Raw genomic sequence first — 23,862 nt, 5'->3', positions numbered from 1 at the left:
GCGACGGCGTGGGCCCGGGCGGCACCTGGATACGGCTCGCCGGCCGCGCCCGTCTCGGGATTGCCGCGCGGCGGGGGTGGCTGCCGGAACGGGGACGTCGGTGTCGGTGTCGGTGAGGCGGCATCGCCCGGGGCGCCCGGGACGGTGGCTGCCGGGAGCGCGGCCTCGCGGTGCGTGGGCGGCCGGCGCTGCGCTACGCCGGGGCCGTCGCGGGGCCGGGCTCGGTGGTGGCGGTGTCGGCGGGGACGATGCTGTCCCCGCCGGGCCCGAGGGATGGGATGTGGCCCGCCATCCTCACGCCTCTCACCTGCTACAACAGTGCGTCGGACAGGAGGCTTACGTCCTGTCCGTCATCGGACGGCCGTCGCGTCCGGCAGGTGACTGCGTTCCGGGGGGAAGTGTGCCGAGGCGGCCCTGGCGACGACCTCCTCCGGGCTGAGCGGCGCCTTGGGGTGGTGGGACAGGCACATCGGCGTGTCCACCTTGACGAACGCGAAGCCCTCTCCGGCCACGTAGAACTGGCCGCTCTGCATGAGGCCGATGTCGGGTAGCCGGCCGCCCTTGGCCTCCGCCAACTGACGGGCCGCGTCGATCTGCGCGGGAGCATTGAGCAGCCCGAAGAACTGCGTGGTGGCGTTGCCGGAGATCTGGTTGTGCAGCCCTTTCGGCGCCTGGGTGGCGAAGACCAGCCCGAGCCCGTACTTGCGGGCCTGGGAGGCGAGGGCGATCGTGCTGGCGGTGCAGGCCGTCTGCCCGGTCGACGGGGCGAGGGTCTGCGCCTCGTCCATCACGAGGAGCCCGCCCAGGGGCCGCTCGCCCGCCGGGTGCCGCTTGATCCAGGCGAACAGGGCCATCTGGAGCTGGTTGACGAAGCCCTGCCGTTCCTGGTCCGACGTGAGCCCGACGAAGCTGATCACGGAGATGCGTGCTCGACGGCCCGGCGAAGGGGTCAGCAGCAGGCCCGGATCGGCCGGGGCGCCGACGCCGCCGAACAACGGGTCGGTGACCATGGCGGCCTTCAGGGTCTCGGCCAGGTCCTGGGCCAGCTTCTCCGCCCGGCTCAGCCGGCTCACCCCGTCGGGCAACTCGGCGAGGAACTCGGTGAAGCCGGGCAGGCCCACCATTCCGCTCCTCGCGTACGCCTGGAGAGCCTCGGTCAGCACGGCCTTGCCCTGCTGGGCCACCCTCGTCGGCCGGTCCACCCCGGCGCGCGGAGCGAGTGCCTCCACCGCCGAACGGATCGCCTGGTCGAACTCGTCCGGCGAGTCGCGGACGGGGGTGAAGTCCGGCAAGGGCTGAAAGGTGAGCGGTCGACCGGCGTTGACTCGGGGCGTCCAGATCACCACCTCGGTGTGGTCGAGGTGGTCGCGGGCCCGCTCGGCGTCGCCGGGGCCCCATCCGGCTGGCGGTTGCGGCCAGGGATCGCCCAGCCGGGCGAGGTCGTTGTTGGGATCGAGCACGATCGCGGACACGCCCTCCCGCGCGCATTCCTCGACCAGTCGCCGGATCAGCACCGTCTTGCCGGAGCCGGAGCCGGCGAAGATCACCGTGTGCCGGCGTAGCGACTCCAGGTCCACCGCGAAGGGCCGCGCCCCGTCGGTGGTCCGCCCCACCAGGATCGAGGTTCCGTCGGCCGAGGCCCTTCCGCCGTCGACCCGCGCGTCGTCCTCGCCGCCCACCTCGGCGGCCGGCCCGCCCGAGCGGGCGGCCGGCCCGGCCCCCGCAGTGGTCGCTCCGGCGGATTCGCCGAGGATCGTTGCGAACAGCTGCGTGGAGCTGGCCGGGCGGCGCGCCACCAGCCACCCCCGCAGAACAGAGGCCGGTTCGCCGCTTAGTTCACGAAGTGCGGCGAAGACCCGTAGGTCGCCCTCTTCGACGCCGCAGCGGATGCCGCCGGCCGCGTCGAAGGCCGCCAACACCTCGGCCGTACGCTTGCCGGTCGGCCACGGGCCGTTGCGCAGCAGCACCAGCCGCCGTTGCGGCAACGCACGGTCGAGGCCCGCCATGGTGCAGGCCGCCTTCACCCTGGCGGTCACCGCGATCGCGTTCGGGTGGGAGATCCCGCGAAGACACCAGTGCGCCTCGTTCTCGGTGGCCTCGTCCAGCACCTCGATCAGCCGCCCGTGCAGCGCCGGCTTGCGGCCGGGCGGCGGGTCGTACGTGTAACTGGCACCGGTGGGAGCCTGCTCGGCGATCCAGGCCGCCAGGCCGGCCGCGAGGAGCGTCGGCATGTGTGCGTCCTCGGTGCGCGGATCGAGCGCGGCCGTCACGTCGGCCGCCGCCACCAGCTCGGCGAAGCGGTCGTCGAGCCGCCGCAGGCACGCATCGTCGGCGGCGGCCGTCCAGCCGGCCGCCCCCGTGCCGACCGTGGTGCCTGCGCCTGACGGTTCGGGCACGACCGCGACGTGGTCGCCGACCTCGATGAGGCGGTCGAGTTCGGTCACCTCGTCCCGGTCCCGACACCAGGCGATGTGCCGGTCCACGCGGCGCAGCAACGCCCGGGGCGTCAACGCCGGGGCGTCGGCGAACGCCTCGGGGCTGATCGGCCAGGTCGGATGCGGCGGTGCGAAACGTGGCCCGGCGAAGGCGGCGGTGAACCGCTTCGCCACGATGGCCCGGCCGATCTCGGGGGTGGGAATCCGGTCGGGAAGGGTGGCCTGCCGGAACCGGTCGCCGACCGGGGTGGGCGCGCTCCTGGTCAGCAGCTCCCAGGTGTCCGGCAGGCACGACACCACGATCAGCGTCCGGCGGGTGACGTCACGCAGCTTCAGCAGACCGTCGGCGATGGGCCCGACGACCTTCGCCTGGGCGTCCTCCAGCCCGGCGTACTGATCGAACATCGCGGTGCTGGTCTGGGCGAAGAGCGTGTCGAGCTGGTCGACGGCTATCACCGTGGGGTCCAACGTCAGCGCCATCAGCCGCGAGACGTCCTGGACGATCTGCTGCGGCGTACGCATCGCCGGGGTCAGCCCCCACGCCGTACGGCCGGCCGAATCACCCGGCTCGGAAATCAGGTGGGCGTAGCCGACGTCCTGCGCCTCGAAGTCGAGCGCGCCGTGCAGGACCAGCGCCCGGGCGGTGTCCTGGCAGTCCCGGCCGATCTCGCGGTGGCGCGTCCGCAGGGCTCGCACGAAGGTGTCCAGGTGCTCCCGGGTGACCGGCTGCGTGCCGGCGACCGCGTCGCGTACCTCCGCCGGGATGCCGAGCTGGGCGGTGAGCCGACGCAGGAACGTACGCAGCTGGGTGCCCCAGCCGAACGCGTCCCGCCCCATGCCTTCGACCAGGGCCAGCGCCACGCTCTCCCAGAACGTCTTCCCGCTGACCATGTCGACCAGGAAGAAGTAGCCACCCTCGCGCTGGATCCGATCCCGTACCGCTCCGAGCAGGTGCGTCTTGCCGGCGCCGGCGCGCCCCTGCATGGCCACCCCGAGGGGCACGGTGGTGTCGTCGGTGCGGGCCCTGCCGACGCCACGCAGGATCTCCGCCACCACCTTCTCGTGCAGCTCCGGCACGTCGTGCGGGCTGGGCCGCCACACGTCGTCGGGGGGTGACCGCCGGGTTGAGACTGACCGCCTCGAGCGCGGATCGCACGTCCTCAGCGATCATGCCGGGCCGATCGCCAGGGTGTGGTTCTCCTCGTCCCCGATGCGCACCGAGGCCGCCCGGTCCCGGGCGGTCAACGACTTGGTGTTGGCGACCGGGATGATCCGGACGCCGTCCCCGTGGACCATCGCACGCAATGTCGCGTCGACGATCGCGCGGTCCTGCCCACCGAGGCGGTCACGCAGGTCGGCCAGCCCCACCCAGGCTCCGGGCTCCCGGGCGAGTTCGCGATAGGCGGCGCGGATCAGGGCCTCCACGGCCTCCGGCTCGGCCACCGGTGCCGGCGCGGCGCCGGGGGGCGTCGGGCCGGCCGCCGGGCCCAGGGCGACCGGTTGCCGCGTGAAGAAGTCGGCGTGGCTCAGCCCCAACCGGCTCAGCGAGCGGTTCAGGCCGGCCAGCAGGGTGAACAGCGAACGGGTGGCCGAGCCGCCGCGCGCGGGCGGGGCGCCGGCGTGGAGCTGCCGTACCACCCGCCACCCCTCGTCGGTCAACTCGTGCGAGAACGGTCGGTGCGACCGGTCGGTCTGGACCAGGCCGAGCGTGACGAGCTTGGCGTTGTCGGCACGCGTGAGGCTGAACCCGGCCAGCTCCTTCAGCTCGGTGTTGGTCAGTTCGCGGGCCTCGACCATGAGCACCAGGAGCGCGTTGATCTGGTTGGGCGTCAGGTGGGGAAGGTCCGCCGTGCTCGTCATGGTGCCTCTTCTGTGTGGGGGTGCGCGCCGGTCCGGCGACGACGGGTCAGCAGTTGCCGGATCATGCCGACCACGGCCTGGACGTCGGACAGCACCTGCTCGTTGGTGAACCGGAGCACGTCCAGCCCGAGGAGTTGCAGCCGCACGTCTCGTCGCCGGTCGTTGGCGAATCTGATTCGTTCCCGATGTTCCGGGCCGTCCACCTCGACCGCAAGTCCCTCGGCCGGCCAGAGGAGATCCAGGCGGTAGGTCTCGCCGAGCAGGTGCCAGTCGTACGTGTGGTTCCAGCGCCGGCCCCGGGCCCACTCGTGCGGCGTCAGTGCCAGCTCCAGGGCCTGCTCGGCGGCGCTGTCGCCGCGCGGCACCCCGGACAGCGGCGGGAACGTCAGCGCCGGCGGAGGCTCCTGGACGGTGTCGGGAACCCGACCCGTCTGCACCGCCAGCTCGGCCAGGCTCGACGGCAGCGCAACCCGGACCGACCGGATCCGGTCGACCGTCCGCAGTTCTCGCCCGGCCAGCCAGACGGCGAGGCGGCCGTGCCGCACCAGCCATTCGGCGACGGCGACCAACGCACGCTCTGTGTCCCTGCTCAGTTCGTCGGTCAGGCCGACCAGCAGGACGCACCCGTCGCGGTCGTACGCGGAGGCGATGACGCGGGCCAGGCCGGCAGCCCGTACCTCTGCCGGGAAACGCGGCCGGTGCTGCCGGTGCTTCCCGCGTAGCGCGCGCTCGGCGAGGTCGGCCAGGAACGGGCCGAAGTGCTCGGAGCGTGCGGCGACCCGCGAGGCCAGGGACCGCACCGCGGCGGCGCCCAGCGTGCCGGAACCGTCGAGCCGTTCGGCGCCGGGCAGCCAACGGGGAAACAGCGTGAGCGCTGCCTGGTCCAGTTCGTCCAGGACGGCGGCGAGCAGGTCCGTGAAGCCGCTGCGAGCCGGTACGCGGTACCGGACGACGACCGGAGCGGCGACCGGTGCCGGATCGAGTCCCACGTGGAGCAGTTCGGCGTCGATGCCGGGCAGATGGCTGACCTGCCGCGGAGGAAGGGCCTCCCACCAGTTGCCGGGAGGTACGCCACTGGTCACGGCCGAGCACGTTACCGAGGATCGATCGGGCGTGTTGCCCGCCCGAATCGGTCACCCGCGCCTGCCGCTGTGGTCGTTTACGGCCACGCCAGCGGTGGGGCTCCGTGGGACGGGTGAGGCTCTCTGGCCGTGTCGGGGGCGGCGGCGGGGCAGGAGTCGGCCGTACAGTGTGCCGACCGTTCGAGCGAGGAGGGGTTCTTGACCCAGCCACCACCGGTGCCGGGCCCTCCGGGAACCGGCGACACGCACGGCGACACCAGCGACGATCCCGGGAGTACGACGCCGTACCTGCTCGTCATGCCGCCCACCGAAGGCGCGCCGCCTCCGATCGTGTGGCCCGGGGCGGAGGGCGCGCCCGCCTGGGCGATCCCCGTCAGCATTCCGCCCGGGACGCACGGGTACGCCGTGTTCATCCCGCTGGTGCCGGCCGCCTCGGGCCCATCGGCCTCACCGCCGTCCGGCCCCGCCGCCAGGTCGGCGGAGGCGTCGGCCGCGCCGACCCCCACAGTCCCCGCCCAGCCGGGAGCGAGCATCCCGACGCAGACCGTCTCGGTGAGGGCGGCGGACACCGTGGCATCGGCTGCCGAGCCGTCCTCCGACGCCGTCAGCCCGCCGTCAGCCACCACCGACCCCGCACCGACCGCCGCCCCCGCCACGCGAACCGGGAACGCGCCCGCCACCGAGAAGGCGCCGACCACCGGGGCGCCTACCTCCGAGACGCCCGCGACCGGGACAGCGCCCGACACCAGAACGGTGCCCACGACGGGAGCAACGCCCGCCGTCGGAGCACCGGCAGCCACAAGGGCGGGCAGCGGTGCATCCGCCGCCGGTACGCCCGAAACCACCGCCCAGCCGCCCGCCGCCGCGCCGTACCGGATCGGGGTGCCGTCCGGCGCGCCGGCGCCGTACCGCGGCTACCAGCCGATCCCGCGCCCGCCGTCGTTCCTCGACACGCGCTGGCCGGGGCCGGCGCCGGCGCGGGACCGGGCCGTACCGGCCGCGGTCCTCGCCGGAGCGCTGGGGCTGGCGTTCTTCGTACCGCTGACCCGCACCGGCATCGGCTGGTTCCTGGGCTGGCTCGCCCTGACCGTCGCGGTGGTCCTCGCGGTGCGGCGGACGGGTGCGCGACTGCCGCGCGCCGACCGGCGGATCCGCGCCGGCTGGGCGGTGGCGGCCCTGGCGCTGCTGTCGGTCCTGGCCTTCCGCAACGCGTGGTGGCTGGTGACGTTCTGCGTGCTCGGCGCGCTCGCTTGCGCGACCCTCGCGATCGTGGGTGGCCGGCTCGTCCGCTCGATCCTGTTCAGCCTGGTGGCGGCGCCGTTCGCGGCGCTGCGCGGGCAGCCGTGGGTGCGTGGTCACCTGCACGCCCCGACGAACCCGGGCCTGGTCCGCCGCGTCGTCGGGTCGGCCGCGGCCACCCTGGCCGCGCTGATCGTCTTCGGCGCGCTGCTGTCCTCGGCCGACGGCGCCTTCTCCGTGGTGCTCGGCGAGCTGATCCCCGAGGTCAACGTCGGTACGGTGTTCCGCTGGATCTTCCTCGCCGCCGTCGGCGGGCTCTGCGCCGTCGCCGCCGTCTACACCTTGGCCGCGCCGCCCGACCTGTCGACGGTGGACCGACCCGGCACGCGCCGCTTCGGCGTCGTGGAGTGGGCTCCCGCCATCAGCGCCCTGGCCCTGCTGTTCGGCGGCTTCGTGGCGGTGCAGTTCACCGTCCTGTTCGGCGGGCAGCGACACGTGCTGCGCACCGCCGGCCTCAGCTACGCCGAGTACGCGCGCAGCGGGTTCTGGCAGCTCGTCGTCGTCACCCTGCTGACGCTGGCGGTGCTCGGCGGGGTGGCCCGCTGGGCGCGGCGGGACCGGGCCGTCGAGCGTCACCTGCTGCGGGTCCTGCTGGGCCTGCTCAGCGTGCTCAGCTTCGTCATCGTGGTGTCGGCGCTGTCGCGGATGTACACGTACCAGAAGGTCTACAGCTTCACCGGTGAGCGGCTCTTCGTGATGGCGTTCGAGCTGCTGCTCGGCACCGTGTTCCTGATGATCCTGGTCGCCGGCCTGCGGTGGCGCGGGGCCTGGATCCCCGGCACGACGGTGGCGCTCGCCGTGGTGATGCTGCTGGGCCTGGCGGTGCTCAACCCGGAGGACTACGCCGCCCGCCGCAACATCGCCCGGTACGAGCAGACGGGGAAGATCGACGCCTGGTACCTGCGGGCGCTCTCGGCCGACGCGACGCCGGCCCTGGCGGGCCTGCCCGACCCGGCGCGCCGCTGCACGCTGAGCTGGATCGCCAAGGACCTCGACGAGCCGGACCCCTGGTACGCCTGGAACCTCGGCCGGGTCCGGGCACGCGAGGCGCTCGACCGGGCCGGGCCGGGCGCGGTGGGCGGCCCGCGCGACTGCCGGGCCGCCGACCAGTTCGACCTGCCGAAGCGCCGCCGCTGACGGACCCGCGTCGCGGTACGCGGCGATCAGGGCGTCGGCGTCGGCGTCGCGCCAGGGTCGAGGCAGCAGCCGTCCCCGGGTCGCTCCGGGGACGGCTGGACTGCCGGGTCGGTGGGCCGGGTGCGTCCACCGGGTGCCGGTCGGGTCACCAGGGCTCGGGGATGCTCACCGCGAGGCAGCGCCGGGTGCCGGGGACCGGCTGGTAGCAGGCGGACGCCTGGAGGTTGTTGGTCAGGTCGGCACGGGAGAAGGACGTGCTGCCGCCGTTGACGCAGGTGCCGCCGCTGGTGGACACACCGCCGGTGACCTCGGCGGTGGCGCAGCCGACCGTGGCGGCGGTCTTCTCCACCGTGTTCAGCGAGGAGCGCTGGTCCGTGTACTGGTGGACGCCGTAGCCGACCAGCCGCACGCCGGGACGGGTGACCGCGTACTGGAACGCCGTCGACGTGTAGTACGACCAACTGGCGCCGGTGCCCACGGTGCGCATCTCCGGATCGGCGGACGAACCGGGAACGAACATGGCGAAGCCCTTGTCGTGGGTGGTGGTGCCCGCGACCATCCGGTAGACGATCACCAGCAACCCCTGGCTGAAGCTGCCGGTGGAGTAGGTCAGGTAGCTGCCGCTGCCGCAGGTGGTCCGGTCGGCGACGTAGCCGACGCCGTTGGCGTAGAGCATCACCCTGGCGCAGCGGCCGTCGTCGGCGGTGTCCTCGATCGTACCGACCGTGGTGCTGGTGCCTGAGTTGTCGGTGGCATAACCGGTCAGCCGGACGCCGGGCAGCGCGCCCGCGTACTGGTAGGCGGTGGGATGGTAGTAGCTCCACGAGGCCGACCAGCCGCTACCGGAGGGCAGCGCGAGCGCCGGCGAGGCGGGCAGCAGCGCGGCGACCAACGCGGCGACCAGGGCCGCGACCAGCGTCATGGGGGTCGACCGCCATCGGAAACGGGCCTTCATCGGTCCTCCGATCTTCACGACGGGCAGGACACCCGGCGTCACGGATCAGGTTGACCGACGACGTCGGCGATGAGTACCGCTGGGTCTCGAAGCGGACAGCCGGACGGCCTCATCCGGCTGCGCGCGCACCTGCGGGTGTCCAGCCCGGCGCCGCGCCCCGGACCGCCCAGGCCCGGGCGGTGAGCCGGATCGAGCCGTCCGGTGCCACGGGCAGGCGGGCCGACAGCAGGTCGCGCAGGCGGGCGCGGTCCGGCGCCGTCAGGGACGCGACGTACGTCGGTGCGGGGCCCTGACCGCCGAGGAACGGGGTCCAGTAGTCGTCGAAGTCCGCGAACACCGTCGGCACGTCGACGGGCCGGACCACCACCGCCGTCAGGCCCGCGTCGGTCCACAGCCCGCGCAGGGACTCCGGGTCGCACACCGCGAACCGGCGCCCCTCGTCGCGTTCGGCCACGGCCGGATCGAGCAGGGCGGCGGCGTCCCAGAAGTGGCGCAGCAGCCCCATCCCGCCGGCGTAGTCCCACACGTAGGCGGCGGCCACCCCGCCCGGCCGGGCGACCCGGGCGAACTCGGCGACGGCGCGCGCCGGCTCGGGCACGAAGTTGACCGCGAGGCCGCTGACGACGACGTCGACGCAGCGGTCGGGCAGGGGCAACGCCCGGGCGTCGCCGACGTGGAACGCCACCCGTTCGTCGCGGACGGCCGCGCGGGCGTACGCCACGAAGCCCGGTGCGCTGTCGACGGCCGCGACGTGCGCCGGGCCGGCCAGCGCCAGCACGCTCGACGTGAGCGCCCCCGTGCCGCAGCCCACGTCCAGCCAGCGGCGGCCCGGCGGCACGTCCAGCCAGCGCAGGAACTCCGCCGCGACGGGGCGGCTCCACCGGCCCACGTACGCCTCGTAGGCCCTGCCATCCGCCCAGACCGGGTGAGTCATGCGCAAACCATACGACGCACGCCGCCTGCCGGGCCTCGGCCGCCGGGGCCGCTTCGCACCGGTTCGACTCGATCAGCCAGACTCGGTCGTCTCCCCGTGTCCGTCCGACAGCCGCGAGCAGCCCCGTACCCCCTCGTCCGATGGTTGGAGCGCATGTCCCACACCCTCCTCGTCTGGTTGGTCGGCGGCGTCCTGCTGGTGGGCGCGGGTGTCGCGACGACCCTGCTGCCCAGGTGGCGGGCGCGGGGCCAGGAGCACCGGACCGCCTGGTCCGCCGCCCGCGCGGCCATCGACAGCGCGGCCGTCAGCCGGGACGCTGCCGCGTCCCGGGTGCCGGAGGCCGAACGGTTGCTGGCCCGCGCCGAGTCGATCGCCGCCGGGCGCGGCGGGGTGTCCGCCGCCGGGGCGGCGGCGCAACTTGCGAGGGAGGCCGACCGGCTGTGGCGCACGCACCAGTGACCCCCCGCAGGCGCTACCGGTACGAGTTGCTGCGGTGGTCGCTGCTCGGCGTCGCCGTGGTCGTCCTGGTGGTCTTCCTGCTGGCGCAGCGGCAGAGCGTCGACGTCAGCTACGACCGGTCCCCGGCCGCCACGGCGAAGATCGAGGGCTCGGCCGGCGAGCTGAGCGACGCGAGCGTGCCCTCGGTGGACGAGATGACCGCGCTGGTGGCCGCCGATCCCGTGGTGCGGCTGCCCGGGTCGACCGCGCGCTGGAACGAGCACCGGGTCCGCGAGGCCGCCGGCGACCAACCCGTCCGGATCCTGGTCGCGCCGCCCGGGCTCGACAAGGACGAGCGGGACCGGGTGCGCGACGTGGAGAACGCGACGATCCGGGTGGTCGGCACCGAGGTCAGCGGCGGCATCTACCAGTCGGTGGCCGACACGCTGCCCGACTGGCGGGCGCAGTTCGCCACCGCCGACGTGACGAACCTGCTGGTGGGGCTGATCGCCGCGCTGCGGGACGCACCCGATCCGCCCGGGCACGACGAGCTGCGGTGGCGCGCACCGACCGACCGGGAGCTGGCCGCCGTCGCCGCCGACCTGCGGGCCACCGGCCTGCACCTCGGGGCCGGGGCCACGCTGACCGGCGTCCCCGACAAGGCCGCGCGCAACGCCTTCGAAGACGGCGCCCGGTACGTGGCGCTGCCCGCGCAGCCGTTCGGCGAGCCGGTGCCCCGCTACGGGCCGGCGCTGGCCGAGCTGTTCCCGGACACGCCGATCGTCGTGATGTACGGCCTCTGGATCGAGTACCACGGGCCGGCGGCCGACGACTTCGCGGAGCTGGCCGGGGCGAGTTTCTACGGCCAGTTCGCCGACCGGCTGAGCCGGTACGACTACCCGCAGGGCAACGTGCTGACGGCCTGGCTGAACCGGGTCACCGACCTGCGCTACTCCGGGCTGTTCGACCGGCCGCTGCCGTACCGGCCGATCGATCCGCTGCGGGTGGCGCTGCCGGCCCTGCCGTGGATCTTCGCGGGCTGCGTGGGGACGTTCCTGGTCCTCTCGGTCCGCTCGCTGCGCCGGCCGGACGGCCTGGGAATCCGGCGCGGCGACCCCGGGCGGGGTGGCACACCCGCCCGGTTGGCGGGCCTCACCGCGCTGGCCGTCGAGATGTCCCTGCTCACCGACGCCCGCAGCGACCCGGCGCTGACCCGGGGCGTCGTCAAGCTCCAGGCGGCCCGCGCCGCGCTGGACGAGGAGCTGCCGGACCGCCACGTGCGTACGTTGCTCAACGAGGCGTCCGAGGAACTGGACGACGCCGCCCGGACGCTGGGGATCGCCAGCTACCGCCCGGGCCTCTACCTCCGGGGCAGGCTGTCGTGAACCCGTCCGTACGACGTCGGCTCCGTGACCTGTTCGGCACGCCCTTCGGCATCGCCGTCCTGGCCTGCCTGGCGCTGGCCGGCTGGGCGTTGTGGACCGGCGGGGCGCTGGACGGTCCGGTCGCCCGGCACGTGCGCGCCTCGTCCGTGTACGTCGCACCGGGTGTCGAGCTGGACCGGGCGGCGGCCGAGCGGGTCATCGGCAACCGCCGGCTGGTCGTGCTGATGCTGGAGCCGGGCGCCGACCTCAGGCAGGGATGCCGCCAGGTCGAGCGCGCCGCCGACGGCACCGTCGTGCTGGTGATGAGCCGCGACTCCGACGAGTACGACACCTACGGCTGCGCGCTGCTGCCCGGGCGCGACGACGGCAACTTCGGTCGGGCCTTCGTGGCGGAGATGACCATCAGCCGGGGCGTCGACACCTTCGTCGACCGTCCCCTGGAGGCGCTGAAGGTCGTCACCGTCAACTACGACCTGCTGGTGAAGGCCGGCACCGTTCCCGACGGCGCGCGGACGATCAGCCCGTCGCTGCCCCGCTTCCTGCTGGCGGCCGCGGCGATCGTGGCCGTGGTCACCGGGGCGACGGTCCTCTACGTCGGCGGGCGACGCGCGGGCCGACTCGCGGACGACCGTCGCCGCCGCCGCGACGAGAACGCCGACGCCCGCGGCGCGCTCGGCGCCGCCGCGGCCGTACTGGCCCAGCAGATCGTCGACCTCGACCAGCGGTACGCCTGGGCGGAGCGCCATGCGTACGTCAGCGGCACCGAGCAGACGTTCGGCAGGAAGTACCTGGCGCTGACGTCGGACTACGCCGCGCTGCTCGACCGCGTCGCGGCCGTGGACGCGGACGACGAGGACGCCGTACGCCGACTCGTCGAGCGCATCGACGCGTTGAGCCGACAGGCGGCGGCGCTCGCCGGGTCGCCGGCCGGCACCGCGACCCGGCGGAAGGCCGCCCGGGGTCGCGGCGCCCCGCCCTCCGGCGACTGACCCTCCCGTCGGCGGGGCGGGCAGGCGCGGCGCGGGGCGCGCGCCCTCCCGGCCGCGCGGGCAAATTGCGGCCCCGAACCTCCGGATACGGACGGGAGCCCCGCGGATCCGGACCTGTCCCCCGCGCGCCGGAACCAGGGCGGCGGCGGGCCCGACCACCGGACATGAGGAACTTCGAACCGTCCCGAGGGGACGTACAGCAGGCACCCGTTGGCGACGCCGCGACCGGACACCCCCCAGACCGACCTCAGCCGGACCGGCAGGAGGCGACCGATGCTCGGCACGGACGTGAACCGGCGGACGGTGTTGCGGGCGGCGGTGGCCGGCGGGGCCGGTGCCGGCCTGGCCGTCGCCGGCCTGGGCGACCCGGTGTGGGCGCGGCAGCCCACCGGACCGGACGGGTCCGCCCGGGGACCACGCATCGCGATCCTGCTCTTCGACGGGATCGCCCCGATCGACGCGATCGGCCCGTACGAGGTGCTGTCCCGGATCCCGGGCGCCCGCGTGGTGACCGTCGGCAAGCGGACCGGCCCGGTCCGGACGGACAACGGCGTGCTCACCCTCGGGGTGGACCGCACGCTCAGTCAGGTGCGCCGGGCCGACGTTCTGCTGGTGCCCGGTGGGAACGTGCGCGGCGTCCAGGCGGATCCCGACACGATCCGCTGGGCCCGGCGGATTCACCGACACACGACGTGGACCGTCTCGGTCTGCACCGGCGCCCTGGTCCTGGGCACGGCCGGTCTGCTGCGCGGGCTGCGGGCGACGACGTACTGGAGCCTCCGGGACCAGCTCACCCAGTTCGGCGCGACGTTCGTCCCGGGCCGCTACGTCGAGGCGGGCCGGATCATGACCGCCGCCGGCATGTCCGCCGGGATCGACATGTCCCTGCACCTCGCCGCGAGGATCGCCGGCGAACGGATCGCGCAGGCACTCCAACTGGTCGTCGAATACGACCCCGACCCGCCGTTCGACACGGGCAGCCCCGAGAAGGCCGGTCCGGAACTGGTGCGCCTGGCACTGGAACTGCTGGGCCAGCCCGGTCCCCGCTGACGGCAAGCGCGGGCGCGGGCCTTCTGGGTGCGACTCCCGACCAGCAGTCCACGAGATCAGCTACACCGTCGCGGTGGAAGGAAGCGCCTGGCATGACCGCGTCGGCGCACTGTGCGACGCCTCGCCCGCCGCGACGGACCGACGAGCGGTGTGTCGAAAGCGGATCTCCAAGGGGACCATGAGGCGGCCAACCAGGAGGTCTTCGGGTCCTGGTTGCTCGTCAGCGTGGCCGACCCGGGTAGGTGCCGGCCACGGGGTTCGTGGTGGCAAAGGGGGCGGCCGGTATCGGGCGAATCGGGTGATCGTGAGGCGCTTGGTCGGTCCCGTGGCGGGCTGAGCACGAAGCTGCATCTGGCTGCAGACCGCCGGTGCCGGCCGGTCAGCCGGCCCCTCACCGCCGGGCAGCGCCACGACAGCGTCAGGTTCGCCATGGTCATGGACGGTATCCGCGTCCGACGACGGGTGGGTCGGCCGCGGACCCGACCGGGCCGGCTGCTTGCCGACAAGGCGTACACGAACAAGAAGATCCGGGCTGAGCTGCGCCGACGCAGGATCACGGCGGTGATTCCCGAGAAGAAGGACCAGGTCGCCGCTCGGGCGGCCAAGGGCAGCCGGGGCGGGGGTGCCCACCCGCCTTCGACGGTGAGCTGCACAAACAGCGCAACGTCGTCGAGCGGGCGATCAACAAGCTCAAGCAGTTCCGATCCGTGGCCACCCGCTACGACAAGAGAGAGTTCATGTACCAGGCTACGGTTGACGTCGCCACGATGAAGATATGGCTACGCGATCTCGCTCGCCCTAATCCCTGACCCAAACGAATATGTCCCAGCCGAAGCCACTGAGAGCGATGGCCAGCACAACGGCGCTGACCGCCGTCGCGGTCACGGAGAGCCACCGCCGACGGTCGTTGCCGGTAAGCGCGTGGACGAGTGACCCTGCAGCGAGGACAGCTCCGAGCACCCAGCCATGAAGCATTATGTACAGCTGCGAGGTCATGAACAGCCAGGTGCAGGGGTTAAGCAGGGAGAAACCGAAAGGCACGAGGTCCTTGGGGTCGTGCATTTCGTGGGTGAGTTCATAGTGGCCGAGTCCCAACCGGATCCGGCTGACGGCGTATAACACCAGCACGACCGCATATAGACCGCCGAATCCCAATTGCGTCACTGCAAGGCCGGTACGTACGCGGGGCGCACCGGTTGCCCGGATGGCCAGCGCAATGTTCCCTGACGCAAGCACTGCTGTCCCCTTTCTGGTGGTAGCGGCAAGTTGGAGGGCTGCCACTACGGCGCCGAGAGCGAGCCGCAGCGGCGACAGCCCTATGTCGGCGGCGCCGCGTATGTCGGCCTCCCACTGTTCGCGGTAGCGCGAACGGGCATCGGAGACTGGCAACGCGGCCGAGGCAAACCGGCTGAGGGCCAGAGCGAGGCGCATTCGGCGGGACGCTGTCATCGGGCCAGGTTCGGCCGAGCGGTGGAGATCCGGAGCGTGCTCCGCTGAGCGGCGCGTTGGCAGATCCGGCGAGCCTCGGTCGCCCCGTCGCGCGTCAGTACGTACAGTCGCCGCCGGGCACCCTTGCGATCCTGGTCATCCCAGGAGGATGTGACCCATCCGGCTCTCTCCAGGCGGTCCAACAGTGGGTAGACCGTGCCGGACGGCCGGCCGGTGGCCTTGATGATCTCCAACCCCCATCGCGGCTGCTCGGAGTCAAGCAGGACGGCCAGGACGTCAACGGTTGCCCTGCCTATACGGGCGAGCGGTTCCATGGGCCTTAAACTACATGTGTAGATTAGCGATGTCTATCAGAGACTTGAAGAGTCGACACTTCGCGGCCCTCAGGATCCACGAGACACGGCCTAGTTGCGGACCGCTCACCCTCGTGATCCATAGTCGTGGCGAGGTTGTCCGGGTCGGCGCGGTGGGCGACGCCCTGGCGCAACCTCTCGGAGGACTGCGTGGGAGAAGATGAGTACGACATCATCGACGTTCAGCTCGGGCAGGCCATCCGTAGCTGGGCAGACGGCTTTCGGACTCCGGGCGTCGCGCTGGAGGTGCATGGGCCGCTTGAGGCGCCAGGTATGGACCCAACCTGGATTGTCCGCTTCACCATGCCGTGGCGTGAAGCAGAGTTGGTCCTTTTCCGAGGGCCGTATGCCGAGGTCATGTGGTTCGACCCGCGCGACGCCCAACCCGGCGCGCACGTCGAAGGTCACTACCACCTGACACCCGAGTCCATCATCGCGCTTCTGGAGACGCTAGCAAGCGACGGGGCGGTAGCTGACCGCCGTTGACCCTCAACCCCCGCGCCAACGGGCACCGCCCGGCCTGAGGACTAGAAGAAGATCAGGGGTGGCTGGTCGGGTTACCGCATGCCTGGTCAGCTCGTCCGTGGTTGTCGGGCAGCGTCGGGGTTTGCGGGCAGTCTTGCCTGTACGGATGGCTGTATGCCACGAGTATCTTGGTCCGGTGATCGAGATCCTGGACAGCCTCGATGTCCTTGCCCGGCCCCTCCTTGATCTCCGGACGCTGACCCTCGCTGGGATTCGCTACGGATCGAACGCAGCTGACTCCATCGACCGAGAGCGGATCGAGCAAGTCACCCTCTCCCCAATCGTTCACAGGCAGACGAGTGGTGACGGCACCGAGCTCGAATATTACGGTGCGGACGGCCGGCGGCTCACTCTCGGCGAGGTAGTCGACAGCGTTATCGAAGCTGGGGGCATGCTGCACATCGCTGGCAACATCAGCTACAAGATTGCCGGTGGAACAGTGGCCGGCTTCGCATTGTATGGTGCGGATCGCGGCCCCCTGGCCTACTTCAGTTCGCTCGGATCGTATGGGGAGTTCCTTACCGCGTTCGGAACACCCGACAGCGTGGAACGCAATGAGGCCTACGGCGACCTGTTGGGATACCGCAACTACTACTGGGGCTCGAAGAAGCAGGTGTACTGGGACGGCTGGGACGAACGGTTGTCGTCGGTGAATCTGGGCGACTACGACGGGAACCACGGCCCCGGGCCGGCGTCTTGAGCTTCGACCAACAGCCGTGCTGGACCAGACCTCGCAGTCACAATTTGCGGGCGGCTACCTTCTGTGGCGGATCTCCTCGTCGGGCAGTCGTAGACCGTCCAGCCTCCCCGGAGGGGGGCAAGGTGGACGCAGGCCGGTCTTGCGCCGTCCACCGTTCGGCAAGCTCATCGGGTGTTCTCGGTGCTGCTGGCTCTGCTGTTCGGGATGGTCGGCTGACTCGTGACGTTGCGGCGGGTGTGCGGCTGCCCCGGATCGGACGCTCCGAGAAGGTGTTCCTGACGCACGGCCAGGTGAGCGAGCTGGCGGCGGCAGAGCCGCACGGGCTGATCATCCGGCTGCGATCGGGCTGCGGACTCGATCGGGCTCGCCGGCCTGACTTCCGCACGAGCTGCGGCACACAGCGGCCAGTCTCGCGGTGGCCGAGGGCGCCAACGTCAAGGCGGTGCAAACGGATGCTCGGGCACGCCTCGGCGGCCAAGACGCTGGACGTGTACGCGGACCTGTTCGAGGACGACTTGGACCAGGTGGCGGGCCGCCTCGACCGGGCGGCGGGCCGTGCTGCTGCGGACTCAGTGCGGACCGAGGGCGTGGGTCCGGACCTCGATGCGGCGCGTCCGGGTCGTCGGCAGCATGGCTGACCTGGAAGAACGGCTGGTGGGGCGGGCGGGGCTCGAACCCGCGACCGAGGGATTATGAGTCCCCTGCTCTAACCGGCTGAGCTACCGCCCCAGCACCGCGCCGGATCTTATCCCGCCCGGCGGATCACCGGCCAGCACGAAACGGCGCCGTCGCTCATCGGCGTCGTCGGCGCAGCAGCACGATGGGCAACGCGAGGATAACAGTGAGCAGCCAGCCCACCGCGATGACGCCCCACAGCCAGCCCTCGTCGCTCTCGGCGGTCTCGGTGATGAACATGCCGAGCGTGAGCAGGAAGGTCCCCCCGCCGATCGTCAGCGCGGCGAGGCCGCTGACGATCATCAGCGGGATCTCCCACCAGGAGCGTTTCACCGGCTCCCGCCGCCCGGCGCCGGCCGCCGCGGCCCGTGGCTGCGGGATGCGGTCCGGGTCACGCGCCGGCATGACCACCTGCCGGTCGGCCGGCACCTGGGAGTCGATCACGCGGATCGCGCCGGGGTGCAGGTCGAACATGGTCGGTTCGATGCGCATCGAGATGGCGTCGTCGCCGATGAGCTGCCGGGCGCCGTCGGGCCAGGCGAGCATGAGGGCGCATTCGGCGTACCGCACGGTGAGCGGGCCGCCGTGGCCGAGCCAGCTCACCCCGTCGACGCCGACGTGCAGCTCGCCGTCGCCTTCCTTCTCGCGGTAGGCGGTGCCGGCCACCGTGTCGGCCGAGCGGGTGGGCGCCGCGGCGAAGCCGGCCCAGTCGGCGCGGTGCCCCTCGGGCACCATCAGCAGCGCGCCGGCCAGCGCCTCGCGGGCCACCTCGTGCACGTCGTCGGTGTCGACGGCCTTCAGCTCGGCCCGGTGTTCGTCGACCGTGAGGTTGCGCTCGCCGGTGAGCACGTTGAAGGCGTACGACGGCAGCCGCGCCGCGTCCACCTCGGCGGTGCCGAGGAAGTCCTCCCGCTTCGCCACGACGGCGTCGAGGTCGGCCTGTTCGATCCGGCCGACGCGCAGCTTGGCGAGCGTGTCGACGAAGCCGCCGAGCACGGCGTCCTGCTTCTCCGGCAGCGCGTCGGCCAGCGCCCGCAGCGTCGCGTGGCCGTCGCCGCGCGGCTCGTAGCCCGCCGTCGTCTGGTAGGAGAGCCCGCCGTCCTGGCGCAGCGCCCGGTACAGCTCGCGCTCCAGCACGCCGGCGAAGACGCTCGCGGCGGTCCGGCGCCGCACGACGGCGTCCAGCACCACCGCCCGCGAGCCGCCGACGAAGTACGCGGGGGTCTGCGGCAGCGCCGACGACACCGCCGGCACCGGCTGGCGTACGCCCGCGGGCAGCGTCAGGCGCAGCCCGGCGGGGACGGCCTTCCCGGCGATCCAGAGCACCGCGTTCTCGCGGGTGAACCAGCGGGCCGCCCACTGCCGCAGGTCGTCGGCGGTGAGCGCGCCCAGCCCCCACTCCGGATAGCTGGTGATGCCGAAGTCGCGGGCGCCGTGGCGCCACAGCGGGATGTCGTCGACGGCCGCCGTGCCCCGGCTGCTGTGCTCGGTGCGCAGGATCTCCTTCTCCACGTCCAGCCGGCCGGTCGGCAGGTCGGTCAGGTTGGCGCAGACCGAGGTGAGGAAGGTGGCGATGTCCTGCGCGGAGCCCTGCATGTGGAACGTGGTGAACACCGGGGCGGTGGCGCCGTTGACGTGGTAGTCGGCCAGCCCGAGGGGTGCCAGCGCGAGGTGTTCCAGCAGGTGGGTGATGCCGCTGCGGGCGAGCGTCTCGTCGGCGGTGCCGACCCGGAAGGTCAGCCCGGCACGCATCGGCCCGCCGGTGGGGGCGAGCAGCGTGGGCACCCCGTCCACGTCCAGTTCCTGGATCATGACCGCCCACCCTTCGCGTACGCCTTGTCGCGGAAGCGCTGGAACTGCCTGGTCGGGTCGCCGACGTAGCCGAACATCGCCTCGTCGCCGAGCCGCCCCATGGCCGCGAACTGCCGGGCCGCCGCCGGGTACTCCTCCAGCAGGCAGAACGCCATCGCGAAGACGCTGCGCACCCAGACCCAGCCCCAACCGTCGCGGAACCCGGGGTGCCAGACAGACTGCTGCGCCGCCTGGTGGATCTCGCGCCGCACGTGCGCGCCGCGCAGGTGCGCGCTGGCCTTGCCGAGGTCGTCGTGGTCGAGCGCCTCCTCCAGGTGGGCCTCGACCACGAGCACCGCGTTCGGGGCGCCGGGCGGGGCGGCCTCGGCGCACTCCCGGGCGAAGCCGTGCGCCCGCTCCCAGGTTCCGCTCCACTTGGGACAGAACTGCTGCAGCAGCGACGCCTGGGCGGGCAGGTGGTGGGGGTGGTGCTTGGCGAGCTGGTCGTAGCGGCGGCGGGCCTCGGCCTGGCCGAGCTCGAGACCCCGCGCGTTGGTGATCCGCTGCGTCCACGCCGCCGCGTCCTCCGGGTGCCGGGCGGTGACGTCGATCAGCACCTGCTCGGCGCGCCGCAGGTGGGCGTGGAACCGGGCGAACTGCTCGCGGCTGACGTGCTGTGCGCGGTAGGCCGAGCGGATCCGCCAGCCGGCCCGGATCAGGTGCGCGCCGAGCATCGCGCCGGCGACGGCGTCGTCGGGCCGCCGGGCCAGCACCTCCCGGAGGAACTCCTCGATGCCTTCGGTCTCGCCGGCCTCACCGACGAGGAAGGTCCGCCCGTGCGGGTCCTGCCCGTCGACGAGCGCGCGCAGGGCCGGCCAGTCGCGGGCCGCGAGGGCCGCGCGCACCTGACCGACCTGGGGGTACGCCGCTGCGGCGTCGAAGTCGGGCGGCGGAAGGGCTCCGGGCATGGCGAGGAGCATAAGTGATCTTCAACGGGCCGTGACCCACCGTTCAGCCGGTACGCAGCTCCGACAGGACGGCCCCGGCGGCGCGCCAGCCGCTCGCCAGGGCACCCTGGATGGAGGGGCTGTCGCGGTGGTCCCCGGCCACGAACAGGCCCTCCCCCAGCGCCACCGGCTTGCGCAGCCGCCCCTGTGGCGGGGGCGCGGCGGGCAGCGCGGCGGGAACGGACACCGTGGACAGGTGCGTCCAGTCCGCCGTGGACCGGCCGTACAGCCGGGTGAGTTCCGCCCGTACGGTCGCCTCGGGCGGGGCCGAGGGGCCGGACGACCGAGGTGGCGACCAGGTGCCACCCGGCCGGCGCGTACGTGGCTGCCGCCCGGCTGACCACCACCGTGTTCGCGACGAGCTTCCGCCGGTCGCCGTCGACGAGCAGGATCGGCTCGTCCAGCGGTGGCTCCTGGGTGCCGTGGTAGTAGGTGGCGTAGCTGTGCATGCGTACGGCCGGCAGACCCGGCAGCAGCGTGGCCGCCGCCGGCGGGTCCACGGCGACCACGACGGCGCGGCAGCGGATGTCGCCGGCCTGGGTGCGGACGCGGCCGGGCGCCACCTCGGCGACCGGGGTGTCCAGGTCGATCAGCTCCGCCGGGAGCGGGTCGGCGACGGCGCGGGGCAGCGCGGCCATCCCCTCGGCGGGCAGGCCGATCCGGCCTCTGGCGAAGGAACGCAGCACCATCGCCAGCACGTGGCTGGAGGTCTCCAGCTCCCGGTCGACGAGGACGCCCGACAGGAACGGCCGCAGCAGCTCCTCGATGATCGCGTCGGAGAGGCCGGCGCGGCGCAGGGCGGCCTCGGTGGTGGTCTCCGGGGCGGCGAGCAGCCGTTGCTTCGGCAGGGTCGCGCAGGCCGTGGCGAGCGCGGCGAAGCGCAGCCGGTCGAGCAGCGTGCCCACGCCGGCCAGCGCGGTGCCCGGCGCGCCGGTGGGCTCGCGCAGCGGGTTCACGAGGCGGGTCAGCCGGTCGCCCCTGCGCACCAGCACGCCGGAGGTGAAGTGGCCGAGGCGCAGCCGGTCGACGTCGAGCAGGGTGCCGAGCCGGGGATACGCCGTGTTGAGCACCTGGAAGCCACGGTCCAGCAGGTAGCCGTCGACGGCGTCGGTGGCGACCCGGCCGCCGAGCCGGTCGCCGGCCTCCAGCAGCCGCCACGGCACGCCGGCGCGGTGCAGCCGCCGGGCGGCGGCGAGCCCGGCCAGGCCACCGCCGACCACGACCACGTCGGTCTCCGCGAGCATCGTGCACCTCCCCGCTTCCCGTGCGGCCGGCACGGCCGCCGGGCCTCCCGACGCATGTCGTACGGCGGCGCGGGCGCCCCGTCCGACGGCCGCCTCCGCCGGGATCCGTACCCACTCCACGAATCGACGCACCGATCGACGCAGCCGGAGTCCGAGCCGACGTCGACCATCCTGCCCGGCGGGCGCCGCGGAGGTGGGGAAACCGGTCGCCCCACCCCCCTGCCGGGGCACGATCACCGGTACGGGGGGCCGGTCCACGCGGCGGCGGGGCGGCGTGGGCGCCCGCAACGGCGAACGCCCGCCGGCGTGGCCGACGGGCGTCTGGTGTGGAAGCTCCCCCGTTTGGACTCGAACCAAAAACCTGCCGGTTAACAGCCGGCTGCTCTGCCAATTGAGCTACGGGGGACCGCTACGTCGTCCGGCACCGAATCTCGCTGCGCCGTGCGACGGGGACAAGAGTACAGGATTGCGGGGGGTGTTGGTCCAGGGGGTTACCTCCGGAGTCGAGGCTCGGAGCAGACTACATTAAAACCGGACAAATCGTCATCACGGCACAAGGAGGTATGAGCGGAGAGCAGGATGGGTAGTTAGCTGCAGACAGAGAAGGCAGGCGCGATTTGGTCGCCACCGGCGGGGTAACCCGCCGGACGACGGCGCGTCAGGTACGGAAGGAGCCGCCATGCGCGGAAAGATGATGTTCCTTGGCGGGCTGGCTGCGGGATTCGTCCTGGGCGCCCGTGCCGGTCGGGAGAAGTACGAGGAGCTGGTGATCCGGGGCCGCAAGGTGCTCGACCACCCGACCGTCCAGGAGGCGGCCGGTGTCGCGCAGGCCCAGGCGACCCGTCTCTACAGCGAGGGCAAGGACAAGCTCGGCCAGTCGAAGCTGGGCGAGAAGCTGAACAGCAACGGCCAGAAGCAGGAGCTGACCGCCGCCGACGACGCGTTCGCCGGCACCCCGGCCACGGTCGGTGCGAAGAGCGCCACCGGGTCGAGCACGACCTCGACCTCCGGGTCGACGTCGACCAGCGCCACGCCCCGTAGCAAGCCGTCCAGCTCGGGCACCAACGGCAGCGCCCTCTGATCACACCTTCGCGCGGGCCGGACGCCTTCGGGCGACCGGCCCGCTCGTGTGCGTGGTCCTCCCCGGGCGGGGCGGCGCAGGCCCGCCCGACCGCGGTGCCGGCGGCCGGACGGGCCGGGTACGAGGGCCCGGGGCCGATCAGTCCTTGCTGCTGAACGCGGCGTCGAAGGCCGCGGCTGGGGCGTCGAAGGCGAGCCGGCGGACGAACTGCAACGCCTCCGGGGCACCGACGAGGCGGTCCATCCCGGCGTCCTCCCACTCGATCGAGATCGGGCCGGCGTAGCCGATCGCGTTCAGCGCGCGGAAGCAGTCCTCCCAGGGCACGTCGCCGTGGCCGGTGGAGACGAAGTCCCAGCCGCGCCGCATGTCCGCCCACGGCAGGTGCGAGGCGAGCCGGCCCCGCCGCCCGTCGCCGGTGCGCACCTTCGCGTCCTTGCAGTCGACGTGGTAGATCCGGTCGGCGAAGTCGAAGATGAAGTTGACCGGGTCCAGCTCCTGCCAGACGAAGTGCGACGGGTCCCAGTTCAGCCCGAACGCGGGCCGGTGCCCGACCGCCTCCAGCGTCCGCTTCGTCGTCCAGTAGTCGTACGCGATCTCGCTCGGGTGCACCTCGTGGGCGAAGCGCACCCCCACCTCGTCGAAGACGTCCAGGATCGGGTTCCACCGGTCGGCGAAGTCCTGGTAGCCGCGCTCGATCATCGACGGCGGCACCGGCGGGAACATCGCCAGGGTGTGCCAGATCGACGACCCGGTGAAGCCGACGACGGTGTCCACCCCGAGCCTCGCCGCCGCCCGCGCGGTGTCCTTGATCTCCTCGGCGGCGCGGCGGCGTACCCCCTCGGCCTCGCCGTCGCCCCAGATCCGGGCGGGCAGGATGCCCTGGTGCCGCTCGTCGATCGGGTGGTCGCAGACGGCCTGGCCGACCAGGTGGTTGGAGATCGCGAAGACCTCCAGGTTGTGCTTCGCCAGGGTCTCCCGCTTCCGTTCGACGTACGAGTCGTCCGCGAGCGCCCTGTCGACCTCGAAGTGGTCGCCCCAGCAGGCGATCTCCAGCCCGTCGTAGCCCCACTCGGCGGCGAGCCGGCAGACCTCCTCGAACGGAAGGTCGGCCCACTGGCCGGTGAAGAGTGTGATGGGTCGCGCCATGGTGCTTCTCCCCTGTGGTGATGGGGATTCCGTGGGTGCGTGACCGGGGCGAGGGTGGCCGGTCGGGGCCGGTGCGCGACGGCACGCGGCGGAGCGCCGGTGGGTGCGCGTGCGCACCTGGACCCGGCCGGGTTGCGCCTCCCGCCGGTCACCGGCAACCGCCACGGTCGCCGACCCCACTCTAGGACCGCCGGGCCCCCCACGAAAGCCCCGCCCCTCCCCACGACCGTGCGCCCTCCGGACACAGGCCGCGGGATCGACGCGGACGCCGGACACGGGCCGCGGGATCGCGGAAAGGAGCGGGGAGGGGCGCGCGGCCCCTCCCCG

The 23,862-nt window shown here is 72.9% G+C and carries 20 protein-coding genes, 2 tRNA genes and 1 pseudogene; 10 read left to right on the top strand and 13 right to left on the bottom strand.

What is annotated here, in order from left to right:
• Positions 1-350: 350 nt before the first annotated feature.
• From V6U77_RS11455 to V6U77_RS11445, 3 genes are all read right to left on the bottom strand, one after another.
• Positions 351-3,536, bottom strand: a complete 3,186-nt coding sequence (locus tag V6U77_RS11455; protein ID WP_334606248.1) for a helicase HerA domain-containing protein — start codon at positions 3,534-3,536, stop codon at positions 351-353.
• Positions 3,537-3,602: 66 nt separating this feature from the next.
• Positions 3,603-4,295, bottom strand: a complete 693-nt coding sequence (locus V6U77_RS11450) for a hypothetical protein (protein WP_334606247.1) — start codon at positions 4,293-4,295, stop codon at positions 3,603-3,605.
• Entirely contained in the window at positions 4,292-5,377 is a 1,086-nt protein-coding gene (locus tag V6U77_RS11445) for an endonuclease domain-containing protein (protein WP_334606246.1), read from the bottom strand. Before V6U77_RS11445 ends, V6U77_RS11450 begins: the two co-directional genes overlap by 4 nt.
• Positions 5,378-6,259: 882 nt before the next feature.
• Here V6U77_RS11445 and V6U77_RS11440 point away from each other — a divergent pair.
• On the top strand, positions 6,260-7,813 hold the full coding sequence (locus tag V6U77_RS11440) for a DUF4153 domain-containing protein (protein WP_334606245.1): 1,554 nt from the start codon (positions 6,260-6,262) through the stop codon (positions 7,811-7,813).
• A gap of 145 nt (positions 7,814-7,958) precedes the next feature.
• On the opposite strand, the gene V6U77_RS11435 is transcribed toward V6U77_RS11440, so the two are convergent.
• Positions 7,959-8,735 (bottom strand): hypothetical protein, encoded by a 777-nt coding sequence (locus V6U77_RS11435; RefSeq protein ID WP_334606244.1) that lies wholly within the window; start codon positions 8,733-8,735, stop codon positions 7,959-7,961.
• A gap of 142 nt (positions 8,736-8,877) precedes the next feature.
• Positions 8,878-9,702, bottom strand: a complete 825-nt coding sequence (locus V6U77_RS11430; protein WP_334606243.1) for a class I SAM-dependent methyltransferase — start codon at positions 9,700-9,702, stop codon at positions 8,878-8,880.
• Between the two features lie 153 nt (positions 9,703-9,855).
• Here V6U77_RS11430 and V6U77_RS11425 point away from each other — a divergent pair, with 153 nt between their 5' ends.
• From V6U77_RS11425 to V6U77_RS30040, 5 genes are all read left to right on the top strand, one after another.
• Entirely contained in the window at positions 9,856-10,161 is a 306-nt protein-coding gene (locus V6U77_RS11425) for a DUF6403 family protein (protein ID WP_334606242.1), read from the top strand.
• On the top strand, positions 10,143-11,525 hold the full coding sequence (locus V6U77_RS11420; protein ID WP_334606241.1) for a hypothetical protein: 1,383 nt from the start codon (positions 10,143-10,145) through the stop codon (positions 11,523-11,525). The genes V6U77_RS11425 and V6U77_RS11420 overlap by 19 nt, the downstream gene beginning before the upstream one ends.
• A complete protein-coding gene (locus tag V6U77_RS11415; protein WP_334606240.1) occupies positions 11,522-12,514 on the top strand; it encodes a hypothetical protein in 993 nt (330 codons plus the stop codon). Before V6U77_RS11420 ends, V6U77_RS11415 begins: the two co-directional genes overlap by 4 nt.
• A 273-nt stretch (positions 12,515-12,787) precedes the next feature.
• Positions 12,788-13,564, top strand: a complete 777-nt coding sequence (locus V6U77_RS11410) for a DJ-1/PfpI family protein (protein WP_334606239.1) — start codon at positions 12,788-12,790, stop codon at positions 13,562-13,564.
• Between the two features lie 111 nt (positions 13,565-13,675).
• Positions 13,676-14,335 (top strand): transposase, encoded by a 660-nt coding sequence (locus V6U77_RS30040; RefSeq protein ID WP_442934415.1) that lies wholly within the window; start codon positions 13,676-13,678, stop codon positions 14,333-14,335.
• 27 nt (positions 14,336-14,362) lie between these two features.
• On the opposite strand, the gene V6U77_RS11400 is transcribed toward V6U77_RS30040, so the two are convergent.
• On the bottom strand, positions 14,363-14,995 hold the full coding sequence (locus V6U77_RS11400; RefSeq protein WP_334606238.1) for a hypothetical protein: 633 nt from the start codon (positions 14,993-14,995) through the stop codon (positions 14,363-14,365).
• A 14-nt stretch (positions 14,996-15,009) separates the two neighbouring features.
• The gene (locus V6U77_RS11395) at positions 15,010-15,327 is read right to left on the bottom strand and encodes a PadR family transcriptional regulator (protein WP_334606237.1); all 318 of its coding nucleotides are present in this window, start codon (positions 15,325-15,327) and stop codon (positions 15,010-15,012) included.
• Between the two features lie 189 nt (positions 15,328-15,516).
• On the opposite strand from V6U77_RS11395, the gene V6U77_RS11390 reads away from it, so the two are divergent.
• The 3 genes from V6U77_RS11390 to V6U77_RS11380 all read left to right on the top strand — a co-directional run bounded on the left by V6U77_RS11390 (position 15,517) and on the right by V6U77_RS11380 (position 17,229).
• Positions 15,517-15,852 carry a hypothetical protein gene (locus V6U77_RS11390; protein ID WP_334606236.1) on the top strand — a complete coding sequence of 112 codons (336 nt, stop codon included), beginning with the start codon at positions 15,517-15,519 and terminating at the stop codon, positions 15,850-15,852.
• Positions 15,853-16,027: 175 nt separating this feature from the next.
• Positions 16,028-16,591 (top strand): hypothetical protein, encoded by a 564-nt coding sequence (locus V6U77_RS11385; RefSeq protein ID WP_334606235.1) that lies wholly within the window; start codon positions 16,028-16,030, stop codon positions 16,589-16,591.
• A gap of 452 nt (positions 16,592-17,043) precedes the next feature.
• Entirely contained in the window at positions 17,044-17,229 is a 186-nt protein-coding gene (locus V6U77_RS11380; protein WP_334606234.1) for a hypothetical protein, read from the top strand.
• Between the two features lie 14 nt (positions 17,230-17,243).
• Here the strand turns inward: V6U77_RS11380 and V6U77_RS11375 are convergent.
• The 5 genes and pseudogenes from V6U77_RS11375 to V6U77_RS11355 all read right to left on the bottom strand — a co-directional run bounded on the left by V6U77_RS11375 (position 17,244) and on the right by V6U77_RS11355 (position 21,714).
• Positions 17,244-17,320 (bottom strand) — tRNA-Ile (locus tag V6U77_RS11375).
• Between the two features lie 63 nt (positions 17,321-17,383).
• Complete coding sequence (locus tag V6U77_RS11370; RefSeq protein WP_334606233.1) at positions 17,384-19,078, bottom strand: M16 family metallopeptidase; 1,695 nt, start codon at positions 19,076-19,078, stop codon at positions 17,384-17,386.
• Positions 19,075-20,025, bottom strand: coding sequence for a hypothetical protein (locus tag V6U77_RS11365; protein WP_334606232.1), 951 nt, complete (start codon positions 20,023-20,025; stop codon positions 19,075-19,077). Before V6U77_RS11365 ends, V6U77_RS11370 begins: the two co-directional genes overlap by 4 nt.
• 43 nt (positions 20,026-20,068) lie before the next feature.
• Positions 20,069-21,308: pseudogene (locus V6U77_RS11360) on the bottom strand (NAD(P)/FAD-dependent oxidoreductase).
• Between the two features lie 333 nt (positions 21,309-21,641).
• Positions 21,642-21,714 (bottom strand) — tRNA-Asn (locus tag V6U77_RS11355).
• Between the two features lie 273 nt (positions 21,715-21,987).
• Here V6U77_RS11355 and V6U77_RS11350 point away from each other — a divergent pair.
• Positions 21,988-22,389 (top strand): hypothetical protein, encoded by a 402-nt coding sequence (locus tag V6U77_RS11350; protein ID WP_334606231.1) that lies wholly within the window; start codon positions 21,988-21,990, stop codon positions 22,387-22,389.
• 138 nt (positions 22,390-22,527) lie between these two features.
• Here V6U77_RS11350 and V6U77_RS11345 read toward each other — a convergent pair whose 3' ends face one another.
• Positions 22,528-23,535, bottom strand: coding sequence for a sugar phosphate isomerase/epimerase family protein (locus V6U77_RS11345; protein WP_334606230.1), 1,008 nt, complete (start codon positions 23,533-23,535; stop codon positions 22,528-22,530).
• Positions 23,536-23,862: the final 327 nt, after the last annotated feature.

It is taken from the genome of Micromonospora sp. CPCC 205546 (assembly GCF_036902715.1).
In the GTDB taxonomy this organism is placed as follows: domain Bacteria; phylum Actinomycetota; class Actinomycetes; order Mycobacteriales; family Micromonosporaceae; genus Micromonospora.
Note: the sequence above shows the minus strand (reverse complement) of the source record. Positions and strands in the feature narration are given on the sequence as shown.

What these genes read in the sequence shown, in the direction of transcription:
- V6U77_RS11400 (WP_334606238.1), bottom strand. Translation starts at nt 14,995, where the DNA reads ATGCGCCTCGCTCTGGCCCTCAGCCGGTTTGCCTCGGCCGCGTTGCCA.
- V6U77_RS11380 (WP_334606234.1), top strand. Translation starts at nt 17,044, where the DNA reads ATGCTCGGGCACGCCTCGGCGGCCAAGACGCTGGACGTGTACGCGGAC.
- V6U77_RS11435 (WP_334606244.1), bottom strand. Translation starts at nt 8,735, where the DNA reads ATGACGCTGGTCGCGGCCCTGGTCGCCGCGTTGGTCGCCGCGCTGCTG.
- V6U77_RS11450 (WP_334606247.1), bottom strand. Translation starts at nt 4,295, where the DNA reads ATGACGAGCACGGCGGACCTTCCCCACCTGACGCCCAACCAGATCAAC.
- V6U77_RS11425 (WP_334606242.1), top strand. Translation starts at nt 9,856, where the DNA reads ATGTCCCACACCCTCCTCGTCTGGTTGGTCGGCGGCGTCCTGCTGGTG.
- V6U77_RS11430 (WP_334606243.1), bottom strand. Translation starts at nt 9,702, where the DNA reads ATGACTCACCCGGTCTGGGCGGATGGCAGGGCCTACGAGGCGTACGTG.
- V6U77_RS11345 (WP_334606230.1), bottom strand. Translation starts at nt 23,535, where the DNA reads ATGGCGCGACCCATCACACTCTTCACCGGCCAGTGGGCCGACCTTCCG.
- V6U77_RS11410 (WP_334606239.1), top strand. Translation starts at nt 12,788, where the DNA reads ATGCTCGGCACGGACGTGAACCGGCGGACGGTGTTGCGGGCGGCGGTG.
- V6U77_RS11395 (WP_334606237.1), bottom strand. Translation starts at nt 15,327, where the DNA reads ATGGAACCGCTCGCCCGTATAGGCAGGGCAACCGTTGACGTCCTGGCC.
- V6U77_RS11365 (WP_334606232.1), bottom strand. Translation starts at nt 20,025, where the DNA reads ATGCCCGGAGCCCTTCCGCCGCCCGACTTCGACGCCGCAGCGGCGTAC.
- V6U77_RS11370 (WP_334606233.1), bottom strand. Translation starts at nt 19,078, where the DNA reads ATGATCCAGGAACTGGACGTGGACGGGGTGCCCACGCTGCTCGCCCCC.
- V6U77_RS11350 (WP_334606231.1), top strand. Translation starts at nt 21,988, where the DNA reads ATGCGCGGAAAGATGATGTTCCTTGGCGGGCTGGCTGCGGGATTCGTC.